The organism is Variovorax sp. 20P10.2.4, from assembly GCF_058244205.1.
Map to the genome: position 1 here is coordinate 1 of NZ_JBZAYE010000594.1, position 4,517 is coordinate 4,517.

General features: G+C 68.8%; 5 protein-coding genes. 3 read left to right on the forward strand and 2 right to left on the reverse strand.

Annotated elements, in window-relative coordinates:
* On the forward strand, nucleotides 1-327 hold a 327-nt coding region (locus AC27VN_RS33735; RefSeq protein ID WP_490879389.1), incomplete at its 5' end, for a YigZ family protein.
* Here the strand turns inward: AC27VN_RS33735 and AC27VN_RS33740 are convergent.
* Nucleotides 272-1,225, reverse strand: a complete 954-nt coding sequence (locus tag AC27VN_RS33740) for an ion transporter (RefSeq protein WP_490879390.1) — start codon at nucleotides 1,223-1,225, stop codon at nucleotides 272-274. The genes AC27VN_RS33735 and AC27VN_RS33740 overlap by 56 nt on opposite strands.
* A 266-nt stretch (nucleotides 1,226-1,491) precedes the next feature.
* Here AC27VN_RS33740 and AC27VN_RS33745 point away from each other — a divergent pair, with 266 nt between their 5' ends.
* Entirely contained in the window at nucleotides 1,492-2,013 is a 522-nt protein-coding gene (locus AC27VN_RS33745) for a bactofilin family protein (RefSeq protein WP_256222563.1), read from the forward strand.
* A gap of 31 nt (nucleotides 2,014-2,044) precedes the next feature.
* Here AC27VN_RS33745 and AC27VN_RS33750 read toward each other — a convergent pair whose 3' ends face one another.
* A complete protein-coding gene (locus AC27VN_RS33750; RefSeq protein ID WP_490879391.1) occupies nucleotides 2,045-2,947 on the reverse strand; it encodes a DUF72 domain-containing protein in 903 nt (300 codons plus the stop codon).
* A gap of 96 nt (nucleotides 2,948-3,043) precedes the next feature.
* Here AC27VN_RS33750 and AC27VN_RS33755 point away from each other — a divergent pair.
* The coding region (locus AC27VN_RS33755; protein ID WP_490879392.1) for a M20 family metallopeptidase at nucleotides 3,044-4,517 on the forward strand (1,474 nt) is incomplete at its 3' end.

The window sequence follows — 4,517 nt, forward strand, 5'->3', positions numbered from 1 at the left end:
GCGCTCGCGACCGTGGTGCGCTACTTCGGCGGCGTGAAGCTCGGCGCGGGCGGGCTGGTGCGCGCCTACACCGACAGCATCGCGCAGGCGCTGACCGGCGCACGGCTGGTGCCGCTGGTGCGCCTGCGCACGCTGCGCTGCGAAGTGCCCTATGCGCTCGAGGGCCTGGTGCGACGCGAGCTGGCCGCGGCTGGCGCGGTGCTCGAATCGGTGGCGCACGCCAGCACGGTGGCCTTCGCCTTCGCGCTGCCCGAGACCGCGGCCGAGGCCTTCATCGCGCGCCTCGACGATGCTGCCCAAGGGCGCGTCGCCTGGCCGCGGGCGTGATCCGCTTGCGCGGCACGGCCGGCGCATCGGCCGCGTCGGGCGCCAGCGCCGTCATCGCGAGCACGCCGCGCGACGCCAGCGGCAAGGCCGCCGCGCCGCCCTCGTCGTCGAAGGGCCGTCGCGCCATCTCGGCCGTCACGATGCCGGTGGGCACCGCGAGCACGCCCCAGCCCAGCAGCATCATCACCGAGGCGATCGCGCGGCCCAGGTCGGTCTTGGGCACCAGGTCGCCGAAGCCCACCGTGGCCATGGTCGAGATCGCCCAGTACACCGCCACCGGGATGCTGGTGAAGCCATGCTGCGGGCCCTCGACCACGTACATCAGCGTGCCCATCACCAGCACCACCAGCATCACGAAGCCGACGAACACGGTGATCTTGCGGCGGCTGGCCGCCACCGCCGAGACCAGCGCGCGGTACTCGGCCGAATAGCGCGAGAGCTTGAAGATGCGGAACACGCGCAAGAGCCGCAGGATGCGCACGTCGATCAGGTAGGCGAGCTCGGGCGTGAGGATGGCCAGGAAGGTCGGCAGCAGCGCCAGCAGGTCGATCACGCCGTAGAAGCTCAGCGCATAGCGCAGCGGCCGCTTCACGCAGGCCAGGCGGCCGAGGTACTCGAGCGTGAAGAGCGCGGTGAAGAACCATTCGAGCACGCTGAAGGTCGAGCCCCAGCGCTGGTGGATCGGCTGCACGCTGTCGAGGATCACCACCGCCACGCTGGTCACGATCACCGCGATCAGCACCAGGTCGAACAGCCGGCCCGCGCGCGATTCCGATTCGAAGATCACCGAGAACAGCGAGCGGCGCCAGCCTTGCTCGGGCTTGCCGAAGCGCGCGTCGCCGGCCGCGGCCTCGGCCGTGAGGGAAGCGATGGTGTCTCTCGAGAGGAAGGTCGTCATGGTGGCGGGTCGCTGGTGGGCTGCGGCGCATTGTCGATGCGCAGGTGCGCCGTTCGGGTCGGAGGCCGTCGCATGCGGTGCGAACCACGGGAACTTCCCGCGCTTCGCGCACCCGTGAAAGGACATCGTCCTTTGTGGTTGGCACCGCCAGCGAATCGGGCGATGATGGCGCGCGACCGATTTATTCGGTTACGCCTCTTGCGCAATGAAGTGCAGGAGGCCCCAAGCGCATTCTTACGATAGTCCTTTTCATGAGGAGCTCTCTTTTGGCCACTTCTTCCTCCCCTTTCTTCGGCAAGCGCGAACGCGAAAACGATGCATTGACCTCCAGGCCCGCGCCGCTCGTGGGCTCGGGCACCAACCTCTCGGGCTCCCCCGTCAATCCCTCCTCGTTGACCGCCCAGGCCGGCCTCAATGCCGCCGCCGCCGCACCCGCCGTGAAGGAAGGCGGCAGCAAGCTCACCGTCGGCCCCAACATCAAGCTCAAGGGCGTCGAGATCACCGATTGCGACACGCTCGTGGTCGAAGGCCTGGTCGAGGCCACCATGGATTCGCGCCTGATGCAGATCGCCGAACAGGGCGAGTTCAAGGGCTCGGCCGAGATCGACATCGCCGAGATCCGCGGCGTGTTCGACGGCAACCTCACGGTGCGCGAGAAGCTGGTGATCCATTCGACCGGCAAGGTCACGGGCAAGATCCGCTACGGCAAGATCGTGATCGAGGAAGGCGGCCAGATCTCGGGCGAGATCAGCTTCGGCGCGAAGCCCGCGGTGCAAGCCGCGGCCTGATCGGCCGTTTTCGATCGCAGCGCGGGCCGGGTCAGGCTTTCTTCGAAGCCGTCCCGGTCTTCGCTTTTTTGGCCGCCGTGCCCGCCGCCTTCTTCGCGGCAGCCGGCGGCTTCGGCGTTCTGGGCGCCTTCGGTGCCGCCGCCGGTTCTTCCGCCGGTGCAGGCGCTTCCCAGCCCAGGCGCTTGAGCAATTCCGCCGCCGCTGCCGGTGCGCGCTCCTTCGCGCCGTTGATGAAATAGACGAACACCTCGCGCGGCTTCGCGGTGGTTCCGGCCCAGCCCTGCGCGCGTTCGGCCCAGTCGTCGAGCGCCTTCGCCGCATAGCCGGTCTTCTGCTTCGCGTCGGCCATCATGAGCCGCGCATAGGCGAACTCGCCCTCGGGCTCCTCGAAGGACGGAAACTTGTCGGCGTCGGTGAAGACGGTCGACACCTTGTGCTTCTTCGCGAGCGCCTTGTAGGCCGGCACGATGAAGCTCTCGTGGCGCACGTCCATCACGTGGCGCAGCGGCGTGCTGCCCTCCTTCTTCGGCAGCAGCTCGAGGAAGGCCTCGAAGTCCTCGGCATCGAACTGCTTGGTCGGCATGAACTGCCAGACGATCGGCCCGAGCTTGGGGCCGAGCTCGGTCACGCCGCTGTCGATGAAGCGCCGGATCGATTCGCCCGCGGTGGAAAGCAGCTTGCGATTGGTCGCGAAGCGCGAGGCCTTCATCGAGAACACGAAGCCCTCGGGCGTGTCGTCGCGCCACTTGCGGAAGTTGTCGGGCTTGAAGGTGCTGTAGTAGGTGCCGTTGATCTCGATCGCGCTGACGTGGCGGCTCGCGTAGTTCAGCTCCTTCGCGTGCGCGAGCCCCTTGGGGTAGAAGTTGTCGCGCCAGGGCTCGTAGGTCCAGCCGCCGATGCCCACCTTGATCCGAGTCGTCGATGCCTTGCTCACGTCGCCCTCCAGGTTGATCGACCGCACTCTACGCGCCCGCGGCCATGGGCGCAAAATGCGGCTTTTGTCTCGCCACCCCCACCGCGGAGAACCCCGATGAACGCTCCCCTGCACCGCGAAATTCCCGCCGGCCTGCTCGACGCCGAGCGGGCCCTGTCCGACGTCACCGCCCAGTGGGACGGCGACATCGTGCGCCAGCTCACCGACTACATCACGATTCCGGCCAAGTCGCCGGGCTTCGACAAGGACTGGTCGGCCCACGGCCACCTCGAGACCGTGCTGCGCAATGCCGCGGCCTGGGTCGAGGCGCAGAAGGTCGAGGGCCTGAAGCTGGAGATCGTGCGCCTCGAGGGCCGCACGCCGGTGCTGTTCTTCGAAGTGCCCGCCACCGGCACCGACATGCGCGAGACCGTGCTGATGTACGGCCACCTCGACAAGCAGCCCGAGTTCACCGGCTGGCGCAACGACCTCGGCCCCTGGACGCCCAAGTACGAGAACGGCCTGCTCTACGGCCGCGGCGGCGCCGACGACGGCTACGCGGTCTACGCCAGCATCGCGGCGCTGCAGGCCATCAAGCGCCAGGGCACGGCCCATCCGCGCATCGTCGGCCTGATCGAGACCTGCGAGGAGAGCGGCTCCTACGACCTGCTGCCCTACGTCGACGCGCTGCGTCCGCGCCTGGGCGAGGTCGAGCTGGTGATCTGCCTCGATTCGGGCGCCGGCAACTACGACCAGCTGTGGCTCACCACCTCGCTGCGCGGCATGGCCAGCGGCACGCTCAAGGTCGAGGTGCTGACCGAGGGCATCCACTCGGGCGATGCCTCGGGGCTCGTGCCCTCGAGCTTCCGCATCATGCGCCAGGTGCTCGACCGCCTCGAGGACAGCGCCACCGGCCGCCTGCTGCCCGCGAGCTTCCATTGCGAGGTGCCGCCCGACCGGCTGGCGCAGGCCAAGGCCACGGCCGCGATCCTCGGCGAGGAGGTCTACAAGCGCTTCCCGTGGGCGCACTACGACTGCGGCGGTTCCACCATGTTCGCACTGCCGACCACCACCGACCCGGTCGAGGCGCTGCTCAACCGCACCTGGAAGCCCACGCTGTCGGTGACCGGCGCCGAGGGCTTCCCGGCGCTGAAGGACGCGGGCAACGTGCTGCGCCCCTACACCGCCTTCAAGCTGTCGCTGCGGCTGCCGCCGCTGGTCGATGCGGCCGAGGCGGTCGGCAGCCTCAAGGCCCTGCTCGAGGACAACGCGCCCTACCAGGCCCGCGTCACCTTCGAAAGCAACGGCGGCGCCACCGGCTGGAACGCGCCCACCATCACGCCCTGGTTCGAGGACGCGCTCAACAAGGCCTCGCGCGCGCACTTCGGTGCCTCCTGCGGCTACATCGGCCAGGGCGGCACGATCCCGCTGATGAACATGCTGAGCGCCGGCTTCCCGACCGCGCAGATGATGGTTTGCGGCGTGCTCGGCCCGAAGAGCAATGCCCACGGCCCGAACGAGTTCCTGCACGTGCCCTACGCCAAGAAGCTCACGGCCGCCGTGGCCGAGGTGATCGCGGCACTGCCGGCCG